The following is a 24,712-nucleotide window of genomic DNA, read 5'->3' as shown; positions in this document are numbered from 1 at the left end:
GCCTCTCTTAATTTATAAGAGAGTTTTTTTATTTTCAAAAAACCGATAAAACAATTTTTGGAGGTAGTTTTCATGAAGAAGAAAAATAAATTTTTAGTAGGTTTAGCAAGTCTTACATTAGTAGCAGCACTAGCGGGCTGTGGCTCTAAAGAAGATAGTACAGGAAAAAGCGACGCTATCGATGAAAATAAAATTGTCGTGGGTGTCACTTCAGGACCTCATGAGCAAATTGCAGAGGTAGCTGCTAAAGTCGCAAAGGAAAAGGGGCTAGAAGTAGAACTAAAATCTTTTTCTGATTATGTTTTACCCAATACATCCTTAGCTGAAGGAGATCTTGATGCAAACAGCTATCAGCATAAACCTTTCCTCGATACTTTTAATAAAGATCACGATACAGATTTAGTACCAGTTGGCAAAACAATTTTAAATCCTATGGGGATTTACTCTGAAAAATATAAATCATTGGATGACGTTCCTGAAGGCGCAACATTTGGCTTACCGAATGACCCAACAAATGGAGCGCGAGCTCTCTTTGTTTTACAAGAGGCAGGCTATATTAAATTAAAAGATGGAGCGGACTTAACAGCATCTGTTCGTGACGTGGAAGAAAACAAAAAGAATTTAAAATTCATAGAATTAGAAGCCGCACAAATTCCTAAGCAGCTTAGTGAAGTAGATGTAGCTGCTATTAATACGAACTTTGCGCTGGAAGCTGGCATTAATCCACAAGAGGACTCTATTCTTTTAGAATCTACTGACTCTCCATATGTGAACTACATTGTCGTTCGTGCTGAAAATGAAAATGACCCAACAATTAAAAAATTCGTTGAGGCTTACCAGTCTGATGAAGTGCGCCAATTCATTGAAGAGGAATTCAAAGGTTCTGTAATCCCTAGCTGGTAATACATGCCAAAAGCTGATATAAGGCTGAGAATCTGCCAATTGTCCACTATGGAAATCGCGCAGATTCTTGCTTTTTAGAAGCTAAGAAAGGAGCAAGTAATCTGATGATTCAATTACAAAATATATCAAAAGAATATAAGACGAAAAAAGGCAGTATTAAGGCAGTGGACGGAATTAATCTTCATGTAAAAAAAGGACAAATTCATGGTGTAATTGGGTATAGTGGTGCCGGTAAAAGTACGCTTATTCGTTGTGTTAATTTACTAGAGCGTCCCTCAGCAGGCAAGGTTTTGATTGATAATGTGGATATTACTACCCTTTCACTTCATGACTTACGTCAAACACGGCAAAAGATTGGCATGATTTTTCAACATTTTAATCTCTTAAAGACAGCAACAGTTTATAACAATATTGCGGTTCCCTTAAAGCTACTTGGTTATAACGAAACAGAAGTCCAAAATCGTGTGGCTAAATATGCCGAAATTGTAGGTTTAACAGAAAAGCTAGATAGCTACCCCAATCAGCTTTCAGGTGGACAAAAGCAACGTGTCGCAATTGCACGCGCTCTAGCGCAAGAGCCAGAGATTTTACTTAGTGATGAAGCAACAAGTGCCCTTGATCCTGAAACGACAGAGGCCATTCTTGAACTATTGTTAAAAATTAATCGTGAATTAGGAATTACAATCCTACTGATTACACATGAAATGAATGTTATTCAGAAAATATGTGATGAGGTATCTGTTCTAGAGGCCGGGAAAGTAGTTGAATTTGGTACGGCTATTGAGCTCTTTGCAAAGCCCCAACACCCTACTACAAGAAAGTTTTTAAGTACCATTTCACAGCGTAACTTAACTCCTTCTCTTATTGAGCAGCTAAATGTTTCAGGTAGTGTCATTCGTTTAACATTTCTTGGGGAAAGTACTGGGAAGCCATTATTAGCTGAAGTCAGCAAAGTATATGATGTACAACCAAACATCCTAACAGCCAATATTATTGAATTAAAAAACGGCATTGTCGGTAATATTGTGGTGCATTTAAACGGAGAGCCAAGCATTGTTCAAAAAGCGCTAACCTATTTTGCAGAGAATGGCGTTACTGTTGAAGAGTTAGGAGGAGAATTCCATGAATAATTTCTTTCATGATTGGTCTGAGGTTGTTGGCAAAGCAATTATCGAAACATTTCAAATGGTCGGAATTTCATTATTCTTTTCCATTCTAATCGGTATACCTTTAGGTCTTTTAATTGTTTTAACACGACCTGGTCAATCCTTTGAAAATAAATTTTTCTATCAATTATTTAATTTAATCATCAATATTATCCGTTCAGTGCCATTCATCATCTTACTATTCTTCATTTTACCTTTTACAAAGGTTATCGTCGGTACAACGATTGGTGTTAAAGGCGTTATTGTTCCGCTTGTAGTTTATACAGCTCCTTATATTGCAAGACTGATGGAGTCAGCGCTTTTAGAGGTTGATTCTGGCGTTATCGAAGCCTACACAGCCATGGGTATTAAACGTCGCCATATCATTTGGCATGTATTATTACGTGAAGCACGCCCATCCATTATTTTAGGCTTAACGATTGCTACAATTGGATTGATTGGCGCAACAGCAATGGCGGGAATGGTTGGTGCTGGTGGTTTAGGCGACCTCGCTTACCGTTATGGTCATTTACGCTACGAGGTAGATGTCATGTATGCAACGGTGTTTATTTTAATCATCCTTGTACAAAGCATACAATCCATAGGCAACCGCATTTCAGCCAAATTGAAGAAAGACTAGGAGGAAGATATCCATGGCAACTGAGATTTATGTAGAGAAAAACGGCTATATCGCAACGCTAGTGTTAAACCGTCCCGACAAACGGAATTCTTTATCGAGAGCAATGTTCCAAGCGATCATAGACGAGCTAGAAGAGTTACGTACAGATATGTCTATCAAGCTATTAATTGTACGGGGTGTCAATGAAGTCGCCTTTTCCTCAGGCGCAGATATTAGTGAATTTTTAGATATCCGCTATGCGTCAGATAATGCTAAAGCCTATAATAATCTAGCTTTAAAGACCATTGATGTCCTCTATAAATTTCCACATCCTACGATTGCCATGATTCAGGGCTTAGCGATTGGCGGCGGCTTAGAGTTAGCCAATGCATGTGACTTTAGATTGGCAACACCAAAGAGTAAGCTTGGCATTACCGCTGCGAACATTGGGATTGTCTATAATCCTGAAAGCACTAAACGACTTATAAATATTGTGGGTGTCGCGAAGGCTAAAGAGATTTTATACACAGCAAACATTTTTACAGCGGAGGAAGGAAAAAGCATTGGTTTGATTACTGCCCTTCATGAGCCGCAGGAAATTGAAAATGCCACTTTGCATTTTGCAGAGCATCTTTTAAAGAAATCACCTATTGCCAATGCAGGTAGTAAAAAAATAATTCAAGCTATTGTGGATGGTGAAAATGAAGAGAGTGATGAACTGGCTCAATTGATTCTCGATTCATTTAGTTCTGATGATTATAACGAAGGTATTCAAGCTTTTTTAAATAAAAGAAAGCCTATTTTCAATAAATAAGTGAGGTAGTAACGATGACAAATACAACTGATGGTGACCTACTCTTAAAAAATATCACTGCCCAAGCGCCCTTCCCCATTTGCTTTGCAGATTTAGAAAAAGCAGTAGCGGAAAAAATTCCCGCCGGACCATTCGGCTACATTCGCTCAGGAGCTGGCGGTGAACAAACATTACGCAATAATCGTTCAGCTTTTGAAAAGTACTCCATTGTTCCCCGCTTTTTAAATGATGTTTCAAACGTTCATACATCCATTAATTTATTCGGAAAAACATATCCAACACCATTGCTCTTTGCACCTGTAGGCATGAACGGAATGGTTCACGAGGAAGGTGAACTTGCCGCTGTACGCGCTGCCCAGCAATTAAATATGCCCTATATTCAAAGCACAGTCTCCACCTATGCACTCGAAGATGTTGCCGAAGCTGCCCCTTCAGCAACAAAATGGTTTCAATTGTATTGGTCTACAAATGAGGAAATTGCATTTAGTATGGCCGCACGAGCAGAGTCAGCAGGCTTTGAAGCCATTGTTTTAACAGTCGATACAGTAATGCTTGGGTGGCGAGAAGAAGATGTACGCAATCAATTTTCACCATTAAAGCTAGGCTACGCAAAAGGAAATTACATAAATGATCCTGTCTTTATGGCTTCTTTGCCTAATGATTCATTTGAATCGTATGTACAAGGCGTCTTGCAAAATGTCTTCCACCCTACACTCAATTGGGAGCATGTTCGTGAATTAAAACGGCGTACAAATCTCCCTATATTATTAAAGGGAATTCTACATCCTGAAGACGCAAAGCTAGCAATTGTAAATGGGGTTGACGGTATTATCGTATCGAACCATGGCGGCCGACAATTAGACGGTGTTATTGGGTCACTTGATGCCCTTCCCTCCATCGTGAGTGCTGTCAAAGGACAAATCCCTATTATTTTAGATAGCGGTGTATATCGCGGGATGGATGCCTTAAAGGCGCTTGCTTTAGGAGCTGATGCTGTGGCAATTGGGCGGCCCTTCATCTATGGTCTAGCCCTTGAAGGACAACAGGGTGTCGAAAGAGTCATGACAAATATCTATGATGAATTAAAGGTTTCCATTGCATTAGCAGGCACAACCTCCATCGAAGGGTTACGTACGATTACATTAGTCAAAAATGATGGGATGGAGGTCAAATGAAACAAGCATTAGACGGTTTAAAAGTTGTAGATTTATCTCAAGTTTTAGCTGGCCCTTATTGTACGATGGTCTTAGCAGATATGGGCGCAGAAGTCATAAAAATCGAGAAATATCCAAACGGAGACGACACCCGAGCAATGGGTCCGTTTATTAATGAAGAAAGTCATATGTATATGATGGTTAATCGCAATAAAAAAGGTGTTTGTATAAATTTAAAAACGCCAGATGGTTTGGCTTTATTCAAAGAGCTTATCCAGTCTGTAGATGTGCTGGTGGAAAACTACCGGCCAGGTGTTACGGAAAAACTAGGTATTGATTATGATACTTTAAAGGCTCTTAATCCCGGACTCATTTACTGCTCTATTTCTGGATACGGACAAACGGGTCCTTATAGCCAAAAAGGTGGCTATGATATTATGGCACAGGGTTTAAGTGGCTTAATGCATATGACTGGCGAAGCGCAGGGTCGGCCTGTAAAAGTTGGCTTTGCTGTCAATGATATTGCTGCTGCCCAAACGGCCTTACAATCTATTTTAATGGCCTATATTTATAAGCTACGCAGTGGCGAGGGACAATATATAGATGTCTCTTTAGTAGAGTCAGGGCTTGCTTGGACTGTTTGGGAGGCTGCTGCCTACTTTGGTCAAGGCGAATTACCAGAACGAACAGGAACTGCCCATCGAGTATCCGCACCCTATCAAGGCTTTAAAACACAGGATGACTATATTTTATTAGGTGCTGGCAATCAAAAGCTGTGGGAAATCTTTGCGACAAAGGTTGTCAAACGTCCTGATTGGTTAGACAATCCCCTCTTTATTACTAACTATTCACGTGCCCAACATGTGAAAGCTTTAGAGGTAGAAATAGAGAGCGAATTAGCGAAACATCCAGCGACCTACTGGCTGGAGCTTTTAGATGAGCACGGCGTACCATCCAGCCCAATCTATTCCTATGACCAAACATTGAATGATCCCCATATTTTAGAGCGTGGCATGGTCTTGTCTTATGACCATCCGACTGCTGGGCCAATGAGGACATTAGGTTTCCCAGCAAAATTCTCACGCACACCGGGACAATTAACTAGTGCAGCGCCCACTTTAGGACAGCATAATGAAGAAATTTTGCAGGCATTAAACATCACTGATCATGAAGTTCAACAGCTAAAAAAAGCGCATGTAATTAGCTCAAAATAAGTACCCCTTTATTTTAAAGATCACTTTATAGAATTTAATTGGAACGAAGCGCTCGTTTTAAAAAAGGCTACCTCAGCTGTGGAGGTAGCCTTTTCGTATTATTGAATTACACCTAGTTCACGACCAACTTTTTCGTAAATTGCTAACGCATTATCAAGCATTTCTTTTGTATGAGCTGCAGTTGGCATATTACGAACACGACCTGTACCTTTAGGAACGGTTGGGAATACGATTGATTTCGCATAAACGCCTTCTTCAAATAAGCGTTTTGAAAACTCTTGTGTCAGCTTTTCATCTCCAATAATACAAGGAGTAATTGGTGTTTCAGATTCACCAATATTAAAGCCAAGCTTCTCTAGTCCCGCTTTTAAATAGTTACCATTATCCCACAGCTTATCGTGAAGCTCTGTAGAATCAATTAGCATTTGTACAGCAGCTGTAATGGCTGCCACATCACCTGGTGGTAAAGCAGTTGAGAACAAGAATGGACGAGAGCGAACTTTTAACCAATCAATTAAATTCTTCTTACCAGCTACATAGCCCCCTACAACACCAATTGCTTTTGATAGTGTACCAATTTGGAAGTCAATCTCTTTTTCAAGTCCAAAGTGCTTCACAGTTCCTTTGCCTTTACCAGTTACACCTGAACCATGTGCATCATCAACATAAGTAATTAAATCAAATTCTTTGGCAATTTCCACAATCTCCGGCAATTTAGCAATGTCGCCATCCATTGAGAATACACCATCCGTAATAACCATCACTTTATTGTATAAACCAGATTCTTTTGCCGCTTTTGCCTTGGCACGTAAATCATCCATATCTGAGTGATTAAACGCAATGATTTTCGCCTTAGATAAACGACAACCATCAATAATAGAGGCATGGTTTAATTGATCAGAAAGTATTGCATCATTTTTATCCATAACAGCTGAAATAGCTGCCATGTTACAATTAAAGCCAGATTGATAAGAAATAGCTGCTTCAGTTCCTTTAAATTCAGCAAGCTTTTCTTCTAATTTAACGTGTAAGTCCAGTGTCCCGTTAATGGTACGAACAGCACCTGCCCCAACACCATATTTTTCAATCGTTTCTTTGGCAATACGCTTTAATTCTTCATTCGTTGCTAAGCCTAGATAATTGTTAGAAGATAAGTTAACAAGATTTTTGCCACGTACCTGTATTATCGGGCCATTTGCACCCTCTACTGGATCAATTTCATTGTATAAGCCTTGTTCATGTAGGGCTTGTAGGTTTTCGTCTAAAAATGCATTCAATACTTTTGACAAGCGTATCATCCTTTCCTAGGAAAACAGTTCTAGTTCCTAGTTTAGCATAAGCAAGCCTATAGCTAAATTATTTTGTTAATCTTTCGAATAATGACGCTGTTTTTTCTCGCCACAAAGAGGCAGATAGGCAATTATCCAATAAACGCCGCACTGTATATTCTGCCTCTGCATAACGCTTTGAGTAGCCCATCGCATCTTGCATGGCTTCTTTATAGCACGCTCGTACTTCCTCAATTGCTAATTCTGCCTCTTCCGTAAGCGCACAATGTTGTCCTATATCAAATATCTTATCGCCTAATCGACCATCCTGTGGGTTAAAAATATGAGGTTCTGTACTATCAAAGATACAGAAATTTAGTTCAGGGATAATGACCATATCAACAGATCCTGCATCTAAGCCACACCATATAATTTGTGCATCGAGTCCCCTTGCATTCGCCTCGTCTGCTAGACCTTTCATCAAGGAGGATTTGCCTGTACCCGGTTTACCTTTAATCATTAATCTTGTCGATATATTTTTCGTTATGCTTTCCACTGTATTTTCTGCCCCTCTAGGAGTCAATGTTCCAAGTAAACGGTGTGTTCGCTCACCCGTTTTATTTAAAACAATAGATTGGAAGACTTCCGATTTTAAATTTTCCACCTGTTCATTTAATGCCTGCCAATTCATGCAGCTTTGCGTCACAACCTCCCAATCATCGTGGAGCTTGATAGCTTGATTTAGCTTGGCAATACATTTATCACGCCAAGCCGTACGTTCCTGTACTGCTTCAGCAAGTTGCTCTCCTATTTTCTCAAGCTGGATATCTTCCAAGCAATCATAAAAAGACATAACACGATGCTTCGTACCAAGTAATGTTGGCCCAATACCCCATTCCGATGCCCAGACATACAGTCTATTACAACCCTTTACATAAACAGCCTCGACTACTTCCTCTAATAACGCATGCTTAAACCATTCGACAGCAAAGCCTTGTTTAACATAAAAATAACCTAGCTCTTTCAATAGTTCTGATCCTTTAGATGTGGAGGCACCTTGTAAAAAATAAACTAGCTCCGCTTCCTCCATCATTTCTTTATATAAATGTTTCACACCTTGCCCAGTCAATGCATGTCCAAAATAATACGTCACATTTCCGTTCAAATGTCGTTCCTCCTTTTGTTTCTGCCTTGCATTATATGAAGGAACACTAAAAAAGATGAAAAGCTACTCCTATCCTTAACAGATAAAAGTAGCTTTACAGTTTAATAAAAAGGCTTCATGTCTTCAATATGACCAATACATTTCATTAATACTTTGCGGCAATAAGGTAATGAATATTGCACAATATATCCCGAAGTTAAAGCAATTAATACTGTTCCCACTCCAACCGGGCCACCTAGTAGCCATCCTACAATAGTTACTAGAACTTCGATCCCCATTCTCGCAGTTTTAATAGTTCCGCCAAATTTTTCGACAAGTATCATCATTAAAGTATCGCGAGGGCCTGCACCCATATTTGGAGCAATATACATACCACAGCCAAAGCTTAAGACAAATAAACCAATGGTAAAATATGTCATTTGCAGACCATACACATCTGTTGAAGGCAATAGCCAGTTAAATACATCGATGAATGAACCGATTAGTAGCATATTCAGCCATGTACCAATTTTAGGCCACTCACGCAATACAATTGATGTAGATGCGACAATAAAAAGACCTGTTAATATAGACCATGTACCAATCGTTAATCCAAAGTTTTGAAATAACCCTACATGCAAGACATCCCAAGGGCTCGTTCCAATTATCTTCCCTTTAATAGACATCGTAATCCCCAATGACATCACAATCAAGCCGCCAATAAAAAATGTCCAGCGCCACCCCATTATTTTGCGCATTCCCTATCCCTCTCTTTATATTTGATAACGCTCTAACTGTATCATGTTTTCTGCAAATATCGTGAAATCGTGCTTGTAAATGGAAGGATGGATAACCCTATTCTATTAAAATAAAAAACTACCCATTTTTCACTAATGGATAGTTGTAATTGGCGCAAGCTGGGCCTTTGTAATATTCTTCAAATCATTAAGTTGAACATGGATTTGCATACCTATTTTCCCTGCACTTACAATAATACTGCCTTGTTGTTGAGCAGTTTTATCGATTACCGTAGGATACAATTTTTTCATGCCTACAGGCGAGCATCCACCACGGACATATCCTGTATAGTTAAGTAAATCTTTTACAGGTAGCATATCAATTTTCTTTTCTCCAACTACCTTTGCGGCAGCCTTTAAATCCAGTTCCTCAGCCACTGGAATAACAAATACAAATAGCCTTTGTGCACTTGCCTTTGCTACTAATGTTTTAAAAACACGGGTAACCGGCTGACCAATTTTTTCGGCAACAGATACACCGTCTACTTGACCGTCTCCAATTTCATATTCCATCACATCAAATTGGATTTTTTGCTGCTCTAATAATCTTATCGCATTTGTTTTGGCATGCTTTGCCTTCGCCATAACCGTAATCTCCTATCTACAACATTAGGCTATCAAAGAGAACATCGAATCATTTCCTGGACGATAGCCATTCTTCGTCATTTGAACATGTGCTGCATACTTTTCAGATGCCTGTTTGAAGGCTCTCAATTTTAAAGTAGCATCATGGCTCTTACCGAAAATTGTATCTGCAAATGGGTCCAATTTCAATTCCTTCGAGAAACGTTCAGGAACCTTAACTGTAGTCACTTCATTGACAAAAGGTTGGTCCTGTTCATCTGTTGAGTTAACTTCATGTAGAATATGCTGAATTTGAGCATTCACGTTTTCTGCTAACCTTACATCTTGAGCAGATGGCTTTGACGATGATAATGCTGCATTTCGCATTTGCTCTAAAACCTGTAACGTATCATTCAAATCCGGATTATTTACAACAGGTGCTCCGTCATGATTACCACTTGCCCATTTATAAGCCTGCTCATGTGCATGGACATTCTTTGAAGTCTGCTGCAAATCATCCATAATGGCCTGCTGTTGGGGTGTTACTACTTCTGTATCTTCTTGTTGCTGCTCGTATAAATCTTGATCTGTGCGCCCCAATAGTAGGTTTTCAAGTTCCAGCAATAATGGATTTTTCTTTGGCTGAAAATACATGGCATTCTTTCGATATGCATCTCCCGCTTCTTTACGTTGCAGAAACTTTTTACGATTAAATGGGGACGATAATCTCTCTTGCTCCATTGAATTATATATTTTCATAGTTTTCACCTCATCCTTCTATCTTCATATGCTAACTTGTTACTAGATATGAACATCTTTTATGACAAAATCTATTCCTCCGAAACAGCTTCTATACACTTATTATCGGAATTTTCATTATTAAATTCAAGCATAAATGACTACTAACCACCTAAAGAAGCAAAAATTAATATCATTTTTAGGTTAAAATACCCACTATCTTAGAATATACTCCTCAGTCGTTTATTACTTTCATTTCGATTTCAATAAAAATTACTACCATTTACACAAAATAAATAGTGTTAATAAATAAAAAAAACCCCCATAAAAGTTAGATTGATGTCTAAACCTTTTACGGGGTAACTGGCTGTTTTCTCATTTTTTCGGTGTAAGCAATAGCCCCTTATAAGCTAAATACCCGAGCCATGCACCAATTGAATTTAAAATTAAATCATCAATATCGGCAGAGCCTACTGTAAAAATAAATTGAATAGTTTCCACGCTAAGGCTGGCAAAAAAGCCTAAGCAAAGTATAACGCCTGCTTTGCGGAATTTCTTCGATAGTAATGGCAGTAAAAAGCCCATAGGGGTGAAAATTAATAAGTTACCAAGTAAGTTAATAATTATTGTATCCCAATTAAAATACTGAGAGTAGTTAATATAGCGGAATATCGTTTCAAAGGGAATAAAATTAGTAGTTAATCGCCAACTGCTGTAATCAAACAGCCCTAAATCACCGACTGAATAATCACCTTTCCATAATATAACGACTACATTAACTAAGCGATCAATCACCAATTTATAAAAAGCCAAACAAGAATAGATGCTAAATAACATCCAACCCACTATTTTTATTGGCAAATAATATGTATCAATAACATCTCGATATGGTAATGGGAGCTTGGCATTACCTTGAACATCCGTTATGTTGTTTTTAGACATGCTAAACACCCTCTTCCCTTTATTTCCTTCCCATATTTTAATATGCTCCTTTACACCATGCAAGTAGCTGTTAAATTTTTATCAACTAAAAAAGACTGCCTCCTGATAGAGAGACAGCCTTCCCAGTAAGTATTTATACTGGGTTTACCCCATGCTTACGCTGTGAGAAAAGTAAGTATTTTGACATGTAAAGCTCTAAACGATTTTCAAGCACCTTACGTAAATCATTTGGCTCAATTACATCATCAATAATTAGTTCTGATGCTAATCGATACACATCTATCTCCTCTTGGTACTCTTTTCGTTTTTCAGCAATAAAGCTTGCTTGCTCTTCTTTTGGAAGCTCAGCAATTTTATTGGCATAAACTGCATTGACTGCAGCTTCTGGACCCATTACTGCAATTTGAGCATTTGATAATGCGATACAGCAGTCTGGCTCAAAGGCAGGACCAGCCATGGCATATAAACCAGCTCCATATGCTTTACGAACAATGACTGTTAGCTTTGGAACAGTTGCTTCACTCATCGCAAAAATCATTTTTGCGCCATGACGGATAATCCCAGCTTTTTCGACCTGTGTGCCGATCATAAAGCCTGGGACGTCCGCTAAAAATAGAAGCGGTATATTGAAAGCATCACAAAGAGAAATGAACTTAGCCGCTTTATCCGCAGAATCGTGGAATAGTACGCCTCCCTTAACGCGAGGCTGATTCGCTATAATTCCTACTGATTGCCCATTAATACGTGCTAGACCAGTAATTAATTCCGGTGCAAATAATTTCTTCACCTCACAAAACGAATCTTCATCAATAATACGTTCAATTAGCTTATACATATCAAAAGGAACGTTTTGGTTTTGTGGTATCAATTCCTCAATCGATTTATCAAATGTAGCAGGTGGCTTAGGTACCTCCACCTTGCTACGTTCAGCGTAGTTATTAGGGAAATAGCCTAAATATTTACGAGCATAGGCAATGGCCTCTTGTTCTGTTTTGGCTAGCACATCTCCACAGCCGGAAACTGAACAGTGCATTTTTGCGCCACCCATCGTTTCTAAATCTACTTTCTCTCCAATAACCATTTCAGCCATTCGAGGAGATCCTAAATACATGGATGCGTTCCCTTCAACCATGACAACGATATCACAAAATGCAGGAATGTAGGCGCCACCTGCCGCGGACGGACCAAATAGTAAACAAATTTGTGGTACTTTACCTGATAACTTGACTTGGTTGTAGAAAATGCGACCAGCACCCCTTCTACCTGGGAACATTTCTAACTGATCTGTAATACGTGCCCCTGCTGAATCGACTAAATATAGTAACGGACAGTTAAGTTTTTCTGCAGTTTCTTGAATACGAATCATCTTTTCAACGGTACGTTTTCCCCATGATCCTGCTTTAATCGTTGAGTCATTAGCTAATATACAAACGGTACGACCATGAATTTTACCAATCCCTGTGACGACACCATCAGCAGGTAAGTCGCCTGCCAAACAGTTTGCATAGAGGCCATCCTCTGATTGAAGACCATCATCTAATAATAATTCAAGTCGTTCACGTACAAATAGCTTCCCTTGCTGTGCATTTTTATCATGATATTTTGGTAAACCGCCAGAAAGAATCTTATCTTTCATTGTAGGTGGCGTGTTTTCTGTTGAAATATTGCTCATTTTATTTCCTCCCTTTGCCCATTCAATTACGCCAAATTATTTTTTTAGCGCCCCTATTCCCTTTGTCAATGCGCAAAAAAATCAACTTAGATTTCAGTCAGAGTGATTAATCTGATCGGATTCTCTTACTTATTTTCCTGAATATTGTGGTGCTCGCTTTTCTTGGAAGGCAAGTAAGCCCTCTAATCGGTCTTCAGTTGGGATCAGTGCACTATATGCAAGTGATTCGATTTTCAAACCGGTAGCTAAATCTACCTCAACCCCCTGATTCATAGCTACTTTAGCCTGTACTAACGATAATGGTGCATTTTTTGCCATTTCTAGTGCAAGCTGCTGTGCCCTTTCCATTACCTCATGTGCCTCATGAACATACTCAACGATGCCATAATTTTTGGCTTCCTCAGCATTTAAGCGACGTGCTGTATATATTAATTCCTTTGCCTTCCCAAGGCCAATGAGACGTGGAAGTCGTTGCGTTCCTCCTGCCCCTGGAATAATACCGAGAGAGGTTTCAGTGAGACCTAGCTTGACATGTGCTGCTGCCACACGTAAGTCGCAAGCTAAGGCTAATTCTAGACCACCACCAAAAGCTACTCCATTTAGTACTGCAATGACAGGCTGAGCGAGTGTCTCCACTTTTGCGACTGTGGCACCAATCAACTGGACGATTTGCTTCACTTGTCGATCAGACATACCTTTACGTTCTTTTAAATCAGCCCCTGCACAGAATGCTTTTTCTCCAGCACCTGTTAGTAAGACTACTCGCACTGCTGGATCACCGTTGATTTGATCCAACGTCCCAGATAGCTCTTGCAGTAACTGTACTGACATCGCGTTCGCAGCCTCTGGTCTTAAGAGAGTAATCAGTCCAATACTTCCCTCCAGTAATTCAAAACGAACGAGTTGAGTCATAATGGATTCGCACTCCTTTCATTACGGACAATCGCCATTTGCTTTGAAGCTACAGCTTTGCCTAATTTCTGTTCAATAAAGAGTGCAGCCTCTAGTATTTTTTGTTGATCCACACCAGTTTGAACACCCATTTCATCAAATAAGTAAAGTAAGTCTTCCGTGGCTACATTACCCGAAGCTCCCTTTGCATATGGACAGCCCCCTAGACCACCAAGCGCACTATCAAATTTGGTTACACCCATCTCTAAAGATTTCATAATGTTGGCAAGCGCCGTGCCACGTGTATCATGAAAATGCATAGCAAAATTTTCAGCGGAATACCTTTTTAATAGTTCCTCTAAAAGAAACTCAACTTGAGTTGGTACACCAACGCCAATCGTGTCGCCTAGGGATATCTCCGTTACACCCATCTCCAATAATTTATCTGTAACACGTAGCACCTTATCAGGATATATATATCCCTCATAGGGACAGCCAAGAACTGTAGAAATATAGCCTCGAACTTTCTTTTTTGACGCTTTAGCTCCTAATACTACTTCCTCTAAAATAGGAAATGTTTCGTCAATGGTTTTGTTAATATTACTTTGATTATGACTTTCACTAGCAGACATAAATATACTTACTTCATCTACTTCCGCCTGCAACGCCCTTTCTAGCCCTCGCATATTAGGTACAAGTGCCGCGTAAGTAATATCATTGTTCCTTTTAATGGCTTGAAGAACCTCGACAGCATCCGCCAACTGTGGAATCCATTTCGGATGAACAAATGAAGTCACTTCGATGTAATTTAATCCCGTTTGGCTTAACAAATTCACTAATTGTATTTTATCTGCTGTTGTAATATGTTTTTTTTCGTTTTGTAAGCCATCACGGGGACCAACTTCTTTAATCACGACCTGCTTAGGTAGTTGCATTAAGAGGCCTCCTCTTATTCAATTTCTAAAATATCATCATCAACGTTAATAAAATCTCCCTCATTGGCGATGATTTTTGTTACCACGCCATCTTCTTCGGCTGCAATCGGAATTTCCATTTTCATTGATTCTAAAATAGCTACATCTTGACCTGCTGTTACTTTTTCACCTTCTACTACGACGATTTTCCATACTGTACCGGCCATGCTTGCTTTTACTGTTGCCATTAACACTCACTCCTACTATTCATTAATTTTGCATTCGCACTCTCTGTGAAGCGCGAATGCTATTACATACTTACTTTGACTCTGCTAATTGAGGTAAATAAAATTGTTCTACAAATTTTGTTGTCGTATAGCCTTTTAAAAACTGTTCATGCGTAACAGTTTTCAGCAGCATCGGAATATTCGTTTGAATACCCTCCACTTTATATGTTTTCAGTGCTTGGATTAATTTCTCACAGGCAATGTCCCTTGTTTCTCCCCACACTACCAATTTACTAATCATGGGGTCATAGAATGGTGTAACTGCAGAACCTGTCTCTACACCACATTCATGTCGAACCCCTTCCCCTGTTGGTAATTCTAGAGCTGTGATCGTACCTGGAGACGGGAAAAATGTAGAAGGATTCTCAGCGTATATACGCACTTCAATCGCATGACCCTGTTTCGTAATACTTTCTTTTGTAAATGAGAGAGGTTGCTGTGCAGCAATTTTTAATTGCTCTTCTACTAAATCAAGCTTTGTAATTTCCTCTGTCACAGGATGCTCTACTTGTAATCTTGTATTCATTTCTAAGAAATAAAAGTTTTGATTCTCATCCACCAAATACTCAATCGTTCCAGCGTTGACATAGCCAATATGCTTCGCTGCCTTCACTGAGGCTTCAAGCATCCTATCTCTTGTTTCCTGTGAAATGAATGGTGATGGTGCTTCTTCTACTACTTTTTGATTTCTTCGTTGGATCGAACATTCACGTTCAAATAACGGAACTACATTGCCTTGATGATCAGCAATAATTTGTACTTCAACATGGTGAGGGTTAGCAATAAATCGCTCCATGTACATCGTGCCATCACCGAAAAATGACTGGGCACGTTTTTGATTTCCCTCAAATGCTTTTGCTAGTTCCTCTGCATTTTCAACAAGTTGCATACCGATACCGCCACCGCCTGCCGATGCCTTTAACATAATTGGATAGCCTAAACGTTTAGCGATTTCAGTAGCTTCTTCTGCATCCTTTATAGGTGCCTCTACACCCTCTACAATGGGAACCCCAGCGGCTTTCATTGTTTTTCGTGCTTCTAATTTACTTCCCATTGAAGCAATTACATCAGCACTTGGTCCTATAAAAATTAAACCTTCCTCTTCACAGCGCTTTGCAAACTCTGCATTTTCTGATAGTAGACCATAGCCAGGATGAACAGCCTCGACGCCATTTTCTAGTGCAATCTCTAGAATACGTTCTATATTTAAATAGCTTTGTGCAACAGGCGGTTTCCCTACACAATATGCCTCATCCGCATCCTTCACATGTAAGCTTTCAGCATCAGCCTCAGAATAAATAGCAACCGTATTAATATTTAGGCGCTTGCATGTTCTGATAACACGTCTAGCAATCTCCCCACGATTTGCAATTAATACTTTATTAAACATATTCACTGCCCCTCCTTATCTGACGGTCATGACAAAATTTTCTCGTAATTTATATTTTTGAACCTTTCCTGAAGCAGTCATTGGATAATGATCGATAAAGAAAATGTGTTTTGGGATTTTATGTCTAGAGATTTTATCCCGACAATATTCTCGAATCTCCTCTTCTGTTGCCTGCTCACCTTCTCTTAAAATAATCCAAGCTGCCGCTTCCTCCCCATACACAGGATCAGGAACCCCTGCAACCTGAACATCTGATATTTTTGGGTGTGTATAAAGAAACTCTTCAATTTCACGGGGATATAAATTTTCACCACCGCGAATAATCATATCCTTTAAACGACCGGTTACACGGACATAGCCCGCTTCATCCATCGTTGCCAAATCACCAGTATGCAGCCAGCCATCTTGATCAATGGCAAGATCGGTTTCTTCTTGGTTTTTATAATAGCCTTTCATTACATGGTACCCTCTTGTACATAGCTCCCCTTGTTCATTTGTGGGTGCTTCCTCGTTCGTCCCAGGAACAACAATTTTCGCCTCTAAGTTTGGTAAGGCACGGCCAACCGTCTCCACTTTTAACGTTAACGGATCATCCGTTCTCGTTTGTGTAATCACTGGAGATGATTCTGTTTGACCATAGCAAATCGTAATATCTGTCATGCCCATTTTCTCAATGACCGCTTTCATTACCTCTATCGGACAATTAGAGCCTGCCATGACTCCTGTCCGTAAAGTTGAAAGGTTGAAAGACTCAAAATTCGGTAAATTAAGCTCACTAATAAACATCGTTGGAACGCCATGTAAGGCTGTGCACTTTTCTTGTTGAACCGTCCTTAGCACCTCTTGAGGTGAAAATTCTTGTACTGGCACCATCGTTCCACCACTAGTTGTAATAGCTAATGTTCCGATAACACAGCCAAAGCAGTGGAAAAATGGAACAGGAATGCATAAGCGGTCCTCTGCTGTTAAACGCATACACTCTGCAATGTTGACCGCATTGTTAACTAAGTTAAAATGTGTTAACATCACACCTTTAGGAAAACCTGTCGTACCAGATGTATATTGAATATTAATCACATCATTATAATGAAGAGATTGCTCTCTTTGTTCTAATTGTTCCTCTGTTACTTGATTGGCCGCTGCTACTACATCTGACCAATTCAATACACCGGGATACTTAGTCTCGCCGATTAAAATAACATTTTTTAATAAAGGTAGTCGCTTTGATTGCAAATTACCTGGTTCACAATGTTCAAGCTCCGGACATAACTCTTGAAGTGTATGGATAAAAGAATGGTCTCGATAATTTTCAATTAAAAATATCGTTTTGGCATCAGACTGCTTTAATAGATACTCCAATTCACTAGCACGATAATTAGTATTTACTGTAACGATTGGAGCCCCCATCTTGCCTGTACCAAATTGAAGCTGTACCCACTCAGGAACATTGGTCGTCCATACAGCAATATGGTCTCCTTTTTCAATCCCTAAAGCCATTAAGCCCCTTGCTACCAATCGTGCTTGACGATTTAGCTGCTCATAAGTCATTCGTAAATTCCTATCTGCATAGACCAAAGCCTCATTTTGCGGGTACTTTTTAGATTGTTCATCTAGCAATTGACCAATTGTTTGATACACAAGTTCTGCCATGAAGATCCCCCTTGTTAATGCTATTAAACGTCTTTCAGCAATGAGATAAATGCGGATTTAAGCTATTTTTTAGTAGGTGTCTCGGTATCGGAAAGAAGTGCTCTATGCAGCACAAAGCTGCTCCCGGACACAATGTGTTGAAAATCATTAACAGCCAATTAAGCGAGAAATAACAAGACGCTGAATTTCAGATGTTCCTTCACCAATTTCCATTAATTTAATATCACGTAAATGACGTTCTACATCGTATTCTTTCATATATCCAGAACCTCCATGAATTTGAATGGCTTGATTACATGTACGGAAGCCCATTTCAGAAGCAAATAATTTAGCCATTGCCGCTTCTTTACCAAATGGTTTCTTTTGATCTTTTAGCCATGCCGCTTTATGTACAAGCGTACGAGCAAGCTCTATTTCCATCGCCATATCTGCTAATTTAAATTGGATCGCCTGTAGCTTCGAAATAGGTGCACCAAATTGCTCGCGTTCTTTTGCGAACTTCAGTGCCTTCTCATAAGCGGCCTGTGCAATTCCTACAGAAAGAGCTGCAATTGAAATACGACCACCATCTAAAGTGTTTAAAAACTGGCTAAAGCCTCGCTTTTCATCGCCTAATAGATTGGATCGAGGAACGCGAACATTTTGTAAAACAATTTCACATGTATTAGAACCACGGACACCCATTTTGTCATAATTACAATTAATCGTTACACCTGGAGTATTCGTTGGCACAATAATAGAAGAAATAATCTTTTTGCCATCCTCCCGTTTTCCCGTTACTGCAGTTACAATTATTTGTCGAGCGTATCCTGCATTGGTAATCCAGCATTTTTCTCCATTAATAACATAATCATCTCCATCAATGACAGCCGTAGTGCGTGTACCGCCTGCATCTGAACCTGCATTAGGCTCTGTTAAACCGAATGATCCTAATGTCTCACCCTTTGCCAATGGAACAAGCCATTCTTGCTTTTGCTCCTCCGTACCAAAGTTGTAAATTGGCGAAGCGCCTAAGCTAACAGCAGCTGCATAACTTAAGCCAGTGCCCCCACATGCACGACCAATTTCCTCTACAGCTAAAGCGTAGGACACCGTATCACCACCTGAACCACCATATTCTTCAGGGAACGGGATACCCAATAAGCCTAGTTCCGCCATCTTTTTAAAGCTTTCTATTCTCATTGTCGATGTCTCATCAACCTCACGAGCATACGGTTTAATCTCTTTTTCAGCAAAATCACGTACCATGTCTCGAATCATCACTTGCTCTTTTGTTAATTCAAAATTCATCCCTAATCCCCCTAATGTCAAATTTGCCATAGTAGATTTAGCTCAAAGATAATTTCCTTCAAGTAAATACCGACTAGTCGGTTTGTAAAAGCAAATAATAAAACCAGTGTTTTCTACTGGCTACCCCTTTATCATAAATTGCTTTGCTTCCTCCATTGCTTGTTCTGTTACAATCGCACGTAGTACCATGTCCGTAAAAACATCTGTAATTTGCACCATTGTTAATGGCCCGGATTGCTTAAACCATTTATATGTCCAGTTAATCATCCCCACAATCGCCATCGTAACAATGGTACAAGGCAATTCTGTACGAAAAACCTTCTTTTCTTGGCCTTCTGCTATCACTTTTTGCAAGATGTCCAGATAATGATCTCGTTTTTTATGAATAATCTCACTATACTCCTCTGAGAGTGAACGACTTTCCTCATAAAAAATTGTAATATGTGCTTGATACATATCAAATACTTGCGTCAGCGTTTGTAGCATCGCACATAACCTGGTAATGGGCGTATCGTATTTGTCATATGCATCTTGTGATTGTTGAATAACATATGAAATAAAAACATCATGAATTTCATACAACAATTCATCTTTTGATTTAAAATTATGATAAAATCCACCTTTTGATGCCCCTATATATTCAACGATACGATCAACAGTTACATTGTGATAACCATCCTGCTGAAACAGCTCAACTGAAGCGTCTACAATTCTTTGCTTTAATGTTTTCTTTACCATAGGCCCTATCATCCTTCGTCTAGCTCTATACTCCATCACTCCTTATAATCAGGAAAACAACTCTCTTTCATAAAAGAATTCTTTTTTTTCCTAATTATAAAAATACTATGACCATATAAATATAGCATTCTCAAAATTTGGTGTCTAGCAACAAATAGATTTTTCCTATTAATACGAGCATAAAAATAACATTAAACAGAATTTAAAGAACCAGGAACACATACATACCTTATGTTATAACACTCGTCTTCATGACATTTTTAAACTTTTCTTTTCTCTTTACACCATCAAACCATTTTTCACTGCTGTTCAAGAAACCATTTATAATCTCAAATTAAATGGCAATAACCTTAACTTACTGTTTATCCTTAAATTATAAGAAAGGTGAAATTTAAATTTGCAAAGATACACTGTAATTAACGCACACATTTCTAATTACTCTAACCCTATCTTTTAAAAAAAGACAAGACGTATTGTAAGGAAAAGAATACACTCAATTACTCAAATTGATTTTTTATAAATTCATGGTTACAAATAAAGAAGGATGGATTCAGAGGAAAATTTTAACTACCCGAAATAACCCTGATATTGCATCAAGATTGTTCAGCCCATGAACTAACAATTAATCAAGTTGAACTATTAATAGGGATAAAGCACTTAAACAATTGGACTTACTGTAAAATAGATAATGGGGAATTTGGGATGGACTCCTACTTAATGTTTGTCAACACTATATGTCTAGCATTATAAATCTGGTGAAATACCTGATTTTTTTCTTTGCACAATACCTTTCAATTATTCACTAGGCAAACTACTGATTCGGTACATACCTGTAAAGAATCCTGGCTAGATAGGCGAACATTTTGGATTACCGAACTTTTATGGTTATGGTACTTTCTATTGTGCATCTGACATGTATAGTTAGGTGGTGAAAGTCTATTCACAAGTCGTGAATACTGTCTTTATGTACGATTCACCTTAATTATTATTAAATTCGTTATAAAGATTGATTATTGGACTAGCCTGCAACTTTAGTTTAAAAAGAATTTGAATGATTGGACCTATACATAGAAAGAGTTTTCATGCTTGGATGGTTTCTTACTAATAGTTGCAAATAAAAAAACAGCCAGCACACAGCTGACTGCTTTGTTGCCTAGCGACGTCCTACTCTCACAGGGGGAAGCCCCCAACTACCATCGGCGCTAAAGAGCTTAACTTCCGTGTTCGGTATGGGAACGGGTGTGACCTCTTTGCCATCATCACTAGACTATGTTCGGCTTTCAATATACATCGCATTTCTTCGTCAGCTTCTGTCGTTCAGTCAGTCACGTACTTGAGTACGCTCCTTCCCTCTCTCCATTGCTTCCTCGAACTACTCGTATCTTGAAACCCTTTATAAAAGAAATTATTCTTTCAAAACTGGATAAACGGTTCATTGAATGCTTCAAACTTTTTTGGTTAAGTCCTCGATCGATTAGTATTCGTCAGCTCCATGTGTCACCACACTTCCACCTCGAACCTATCTACCTCATCGTCTTTGAGGGATCTTACTTACTTGCGTAATGGGAAATCTCATCTTGAGGGGGGCTTCATGCTTAGATGCTTTCAGCACTTATCCCGTCCACACATAGCTACCCAGCGATGCCTTTGGCAAGACAACTGGTACACCAGCGGTGTGTCCATCCCGGTCCTCTCGTACTAAGGACAGCTCCTCTCAAATTTCCTACGCCCACGACGGATAGGGACCGAACTGTCTCACGACGTTCTGAACCCAGCTCGCGTACCGCTTTAATGGGCGAACAGCCCAACCCTTGGGACCGACTACAGCCCCAGGATGCGATGAGCCGACATCGAGGTGCCAAACCTCCCCGTCGATGTGGACTCTTGGGGGAGATAAGCCTGTTATCCCCGGGGTAGCTTTTATCCGTTGAGCGATGGCCCTTCCATGCGGAACCACCGGATCACTAAGCCCGTCTTTCGACCCTGCTCGACTTGTAGGTCTCGCAGTCAAGCTCCCTTGTGCCTTTACACTCTACGAATGATTTCCAACCATTCTGAGGGAACCTTTGGGCGCCTCCGTTACCTTTTAGGAGGCGACCGCCCCAGTCAAACTGTCCGCCTGACACTGTCTCCTGCCCCGCTAAGGGGCATGGGTTAGAATTTCAATACAACCAGGGTAGTATCCCACCGACGCCTCCTTCGAAGCTGGCGCTCCGAGATCTCTGGCTCCTACCTATCCTGTACAAGTTGTACCAAAATTCAATATCAGGCTACAGTAAAGCTCCACGGGGTCTTTCCGTCCTGTCGCGGGTAACCTGCATCTTCACAGGTACTATAATTTCACCGAGTCTCTCGTTGAGACAGTGCCCAGATCGTTACGCCTTTCGTGCGGGTCGGAACTTACCCGACAAGGAATTTCGCTACCTTAGGACCGTTATAGTTACGGCCGCCGTTTACTGGGGCTTCAATTCGCAGCTTCGCTTGCGCTAACCACTCCTCTTAACCTTCCAGCACCGGGCAGGCGTCAGCCCCTATACGTCACCTTACGGTTTTGCAGAGACCTGTGTTTTTGCTAAACAGTCGCCTGGGCCTATTCACTGCGGCTCTCATGCGCTTGCACGCTCAAGAGCACCCCTTCTCCCGAAGTTACGGGGTCATTTTGCCGAGTTCCTTAACGAGAGTTCTCTCGCACACCTTAGGATTCTCTCCTCGACTACCTGTGTCGGTTTGCGGTACGGGCACCTCTCACCTCGATAGAGGCTTTTCTTGGCAGTGTGAAATCAGGAACTTCGTCCATACGGACTCGCCATCACAGCTCAACGTTACAGTGTGCGGATTTGCCTACACACACGCCTTACTGCTTGGACGCGCATAACCAACAGCGCGCTTACCCTATCCTACTGCGTCCCCCCATTTCTCAAACGGTGAGGAGGTGGTACAGGAATATCAACCTGTTGTCCATCGCCTACGCCTATCGGCCTCGGCTTAGGTCCCGACTAACCCTGAGCGGACGAGCCTTCCTCAGGAAACCTTAGTCATACGGTGGACGGGATTCTCACCCGTCTTTCGCTACTCATACCGGCATTCTCACTTCTAAGCGCTCCACCAGTCCTTCCGGTCTGACTTCAACGCACTTAGAACGCTCTCCTACCACTGACATCGTAGATGTCAATCCACAGCTTCGGTGAATCGTTTAGCCCCGATACATTTTCGGCGCAGCGTCACTCGACCAGTGAGCTATTACGCACTCTTTAAATGATGGCTGCTTCTAAGCCAACATCCTGGTTGTCTGTGCAACGCCACATCCTTTTCCACTTAACGATTACTTTGGGACCTTAGCTGGTGGTCTGGGCTGTTTCCCTTTTGACTACGGATCTTATCACTCGCAGTCTGACTCCCGTGTATAAATATCTGGCATTCGGAGTTTGTCTGAATTCGGTAAACCGGGATGGCCCCCTAGTCCAAACAGTGCTCTACCTCCAGTATTCTCATCACGAGGCTAGCCCTAAAGCTATTTCGGAGAGAACCAGCTATCTCCAAGTTCGATTGGAATTTCTCCGCTACCCACACCTCATCCCCGCACTTTTCAACGTGCGTGGGTTCGGGCCTCCAGTAAGTGTTACCTTACCTTCACCCTGGACATGGGTAGATCACCTGGTTTCGGGTCTACGACCACGTACTATTTCGCCCTATTCAGACTCGCTTTCGCTGCGGCTCCGCCTTCTAAAGCTTAACCTCGCACGTAATCGTAACTCGCCGGTTCATTCTACAAAAGGCACGCTATCACCCATTAACGGGCTCTAACTACTTGTAGGCACACGGTTTCAGGATCTCTTTCACTCCCCTTCCGGGGTGCTTTTCACCTTTCCCTCACGGTACTGGTTCACTATCGGTCACTAGGTAGTATTTAGCCTTGGGAGATGGTCCTCCCGGATTCCGACGGAATTTCACGTGTTCCGCCGTACTCAGGATCCACTCAGGAGAGAACGAACTTTCGACTACAGGGCTTTTACCTGCTCTGGCGGACCTTTCCAAGTCGCTTCATCTAACTCGCTCTTTTGTAACTCCGTATTGAGTGTCCTACAACCCCAAGAGGCAAGCCTCTTGGTTTGGGCTCTTCCCGTTTCGCTCGCCGCTACTCAGGGAATCGATTTTTCTTTCTCTTCCTCCAGGTACTTAGATGTTTCAGTTCCCTGGGTCTGCCTTCAAGACGCTATGTATTCACGTCAAGATACTACGCGATTAAACGTAGTGGGTTCCCCCATTCGGAAATCTCCGGATCAAAGCTCACTTACAGCTCCCCGAAGCATATCGGTGTTAGTGCCGTCCTTCTTCGGCTCCTAGTGCCAAGGCATTCGCCGTGCGCCCTTAATAACTTAACCTATCAGCTTTCCATACACTTCACATTTCGTTGTCAGCCTCACTCGTTCAATCAGTCACGTACTGAAGTACGCTCCTTCATTTACTCGATTGCTTCCTAGAACTGCTCGTGTCTGAAAACCTTATCATGTTATTAAGCCTATAAAAAACTTAAAAAAATAAATGTGTTTGTTACAATTTCAATGTCGTTTTATCCAG

Annotated in this window: 20 protein-coding genes and 2 rRNA genes; 6 read left to right on the top strand and 16 right to left on the bottom strand. The window is 40.6% G+C overall.

From position 1 onward, the window contains the following. Positions 1-72: 72 nt before the first annotated feature. The 6 genes from A2J09_RS20965 to A2J09_RS20940 all read left to right on the top strand — a co-directional run bounded on the left by A2J09_RS20965 (position 73) and on the right by A2J09_RS20940 (position 5,849). Positions 73-903, top strand: a complete 831-nt coding sequence (locus A2J09_RS20965; protein WP_012292676.1) for a MetQ/NlpA family ABC transporter substrate-binding protein — start codon at positions 73-75, stop codon at positions 901-903. Positions 904-1,007: 104 nt separating this feature from the next. Further along, positions 1,008-2,033, top strand: coding sequence for a methionine ABC transporter ATP-binding protein (locus A2J09_RS20960; RefSeq protein ID WP_012292675.1), 1,026 nt, complete (start codon positions 1,008-1,010; stop codon positions 2,031-2,033). After that, entirely contained in the window at positions 2,026-2,688 is a 663-nt protein-coding gene (locus tag A2J09_RS20955; RefSeq protein ID WP_012292674.1) for a methionine ABC transporter permease, read from the top strand. The genes A2J09_RS20960 and A2J09_RS20955 overlap by 8 nt, the downstream gene beginning before the upstream one ends. Positions 2,689-2,701: 13 nt before the next feature. After that, a complete protein-coding gene (locus A2J09_RS20950) occupies positions 2,702-3,481 on the top strand; it encodes an enoyl-CoA hydratase/isomerase family protein (RefSeq protein ID WP_012292673.1) in 780 nt (259 codons plus the stop codon). Positions 3,482-3,495: 14 nt separating this feature from the next. Then, a complete protein-coding gene (locus A2J09_RS20945) occupies positions 3,496-4,656 on the top strand; it encodes an alpha-hydroxy acid oxidase (RefSeq protein WP_012292672.1) in 1,161 nt (386 codons plus the stop codon). Further along, positions 4,653-5,849 (top strand): CaiB/BaiF CoA transferase family protein, encoded by a 1,197-nt coding sequence (locus tag A2J09_RS20940; protein ID WP_012292671.1) that lies wholly within the window; start codon positions 4,653-4,655, stop codon positions 5,847-5,849. Before A2J09_RS20945 ends, A2J09_RS20940 begins: the two co-directional genes overlap by 4 nt. Before the next feature lie 98 nt (positions 5,850-5,947). On the opposite strand, the gene A2J09_RS20935 is transcribed toward A2J09_RS20940, so the two are convergent. From A2J09_RS20935 to A2J09_RS20860, 16 genes are all read right to left on the bottom strand, one after another. Beyond that, positions 5,948-7,147, bottom strand: coding sequence for a glycine C-acetyltransferase (locus A2J09_RS20935; protein WP_012292670.1), 1,200 nt, complete (start codon positions 7,145-7,147; stop codon positions 5,948-5,950). Positions 7,148-7,205: 58 nt separating this feature from the next. After that, positions 7,206-8,282 carry a nucleotide kinase gene (locus A2J09_RS20930; RefSeq protein ID WP_036160713.1) on the bottom strand — a complete coding sequence of 359 codons (1,077 nt, stop codon included), beginning with the start codon at positions 8,280-8,282 and terminating at the stop codon, positions 7,206-7,208. A gap of 101 nt (positions 8,283-8,383) precedes the next feature. Next, on the bottom strand, positions 8,384-9,019 hold the full coding sequence (locus tag A2J09_RS20925) for a YczE/YyaS/YitT family protein (RefSeq protein WP_012292668.1): 636 nt from the start codon (positions 9,017-9,019) through the stop codon (positions 8,384-8,386). Positions 9,020-9,151: 132 nt separating this feature from the next. Beyond that, on the bottom strand, positions 9,152-9,643 hold the full coding sequence (gene ybaK / locus A2J09_RS20920; protein ID WP_012292667.1) for a Cys-tRNA(Pro) deacylase: 492 nt from the start codon (positions 9,641-9,643) through the stop codon (positions 9,152-9,154). A gap of 24 nt (positions 9,644-9,667) precedes the next feature. Continuing rightward, the gene (locus A2J09_RS20915) at positions 9,668-10,381 is read right to left on the bottom strand and encodes a hypothetical protein (protein WP_012292666.1); all 714 of its coding nucleotides are present in this window, start codon (positions 10,379-10,381) and stop codon (positions 9,668-9,670) included. A 354-nt stretch (positions 10,382-10,735) separates the two neighbouring features. Next, on the bottom strand, positions 10,736-11,302 hold the full coding sequence (locus tag A2J09_RS20910) for a VanZ family protein (RefSeq protein ID WP_227256778.1): 567 nt from the start codon (positions 11,300-11,302) through the stop codon (positions 10,736-10,738). A gap of 133 nt (positions 11,303-11,435) precedes the next feature. After that, positions 11,436-12,974 carry an acyl-CoA carboxylase subunit beta gene (locus tag A2J09_RS20905; RefSeq protein WP_012292664.1) on the bottom strand — a complete coding sequence of 513 codons (1,539 nt, stop codon included), beginning with the start codon at positions 12,972-12,974 and terminating at the stop codon, positions 11,436-11,438. 129 nt (positions 12,975-13,103) lie between these two features. Further along, a complete protein-coding gene (locus A2J09_RS20900) occupies positions 13,104-13,886 on the bottom strand; it encodes an enoyl-CoA hydratase (protein ID WP_012292663.1) in 783 nt (260 codons plus the stop codon). Continuing rightward, entirely contained in the window at positions 13,883-14,800 is a 918-nt protein-coding gene (locus tag A2J09_RS20895) for a hydroxymethylglutaryl-CoA lyase (protein ID WP_012292662.1), read from the bottom strand. The genes A2J09_RS20900 and A2J09_RS20895 overlap by 4 nt, the downstream gene beginning before the upstream one ends. A 14-nt stretch (positions 14,801-14,814) precedes the next feature. After that, a complete protein-coding gene (locus tag A2J09_RS20890; protein ID WP_036160711.1) occupies positions 14,815-15,027 on the bottom strand; it encodes an acetyl-CoA carboxylase biotin carboxyl carrier protein subunit in 213 nt (70 codons plus the stop codon). A 70-nt stretch (positions 15,028-15,097) separates the two neighbouring features. Beyond that, positions 15,098-16,456 (bottom strand): acetyl-CoA carboxylase biotin carboxylase subunit, encoded by a 1,359-nt coding sequence (locus A2J09_RS20885; RefSeq protein ID WP_036160708.1) that lies wholly within the window; start codon positions 16,454-16,456, stop codon positions 15,098-15,100. Between the two features lie 15 nt (positions 16,457-16,471). Next, positions 16,472-18,106, bottom strand: coding sequence for an AMP-binding protein (locus tag A2J09_RS20880; RefSeq protein WP_012292658.1), 1,635 nt, complete (start codon positions 18,104-18,106; stop codon positions 16,472-16,474). 147 nt (positions 18,107-18,253) lie between these two features. Next, complete coding sequence (locus A2J09_RS20875; RefSeq protein ID WP_031418406.1) at positions 18,254-19,396, bottom strand: acyl-CoA dehydrogenase; 1,143 nt, start codon at positions 19,394-19,396, stop codon at positions 18,254-18,256. A 120-nt stretch (positions 19,397-19,516) separates the two neighbouring features. Next, the gene (locus A2J09_RS20870) at positions 19,517-20,134 is read right to left on the bottom strand and encodes a TetR/AcrR family transcriptional regulator (RefSeq protein WP_031418404.1); all 618 of its coding nucleotides are present in this window, start codon (positions 20,132-20,134) and stop codon (positions 19,517-19,519) included. A 1,151-nt stretch (positions 20,135-21,285) separates the two neighbouring features. Further along, positions 21,286-21,401 (bottom strand): 5S ribosomal RNA (gene rrf, locus A2J09_RS20865). Between the two features lie 187 nt (positions 21,402-21,588). Next, a 23S ribosomal RNA gene (locus A2J09_RS20860) occupies positions 21,589-24,516 on the bottom strand. Positions 24,517-24,712 lie beyond the last annotated feature (196 nt).

Origin of the sequence: Lysinibacillus sphaericus (assembly GCF_001629735.1) — a bacterium.
Taxonomy (GTDB): Bacteria; Bacillota; Bacilli; order Bacillales_A; family Planococcaceae; genus Lysinibacillus; species Lysinibacillus pinottii.
Note: the sequence above shows the minus strand (reverse complement) of the source record. Positions and strands in the feature narration are given on the sequence as shown.